This is a genomic window from Neisseria sp. P0020.S005 (assembly GCF_051957055.1).
Taxonomy (GTDB): domain Bacteria; phylum Pseudomonadota; class Gammaproteobacteria; order Burkholderiales; family Neisseriaceae; genus Neisseria; species Neisseria subflava_A.
In genome coordinates this window covers 1-449 of record NZ_JBQCWV010000064.1, presented here as the reverse complement: position 1 = coordinate 449, position 449 = coordinate 1, and the positions used below count along the sequence as shown (strand labels likewise).

The window sequence follows — 449 nt, the reverse complement described above, 5'->3', positions numbered from 1 at the left end:
GGCAACGGTGAATGCGTTTTTCCTAAATACGGCTTTACAGGAAGAAATATCGCCATCCGTACGCACGGCGCTGATGAGGCGCAAGACGAAACTGACGTCTGTTTTACAGAAAGCGCAATCATGGCGGCAGATGCGGATTGTGCTGCCGATTGTGGCGATATTCGTCGCCATGTTTACAGCGGCAGCCGATGACGCTTTATCCGCCTATATCGAGGCGTATTATTCGTTGGCCCTCGTCTCCACCATCACGCTGGCGCTTTTGTGTTTCTTGATCGATACCTGCCGAAGCATACTTTATGCATGGCTGCCGTTTCTCCACAAAATCTTAACGGCGACTTTTGTATTTAAAAAAGCGGCGATTGTGCGCGCTTTCGTATTGCCTGTCGTGATGACAGCCGTGTGCCTGACCCCGACCGGTTCGGTAATGTTCTTTCTGCTGACCGTACTCG

General features: G+C 51.2%; 1 protein-coding gene and 1 pseudogene. Both read left to right on the top strand.

What is annotated here, in order from left to right; translation table 11 throughout:
• The coding region (locus tag ACTHTU_RS11315) for a hypothetical protein (protein WP_440362602.1) at window positions 1–192 on the top strand (192 nt) is incomplete at its 5' end.
• Window positions 131–449 (top strand): annotated as a pseudogene (locus ACTHTU_RS11310) (J domain-containing protein); the annotation flags it as partial. The gene ACTHTU_RS11315 and the pseudogene ACTHTU_RS11310, both read left to right, overlap by 62 nt.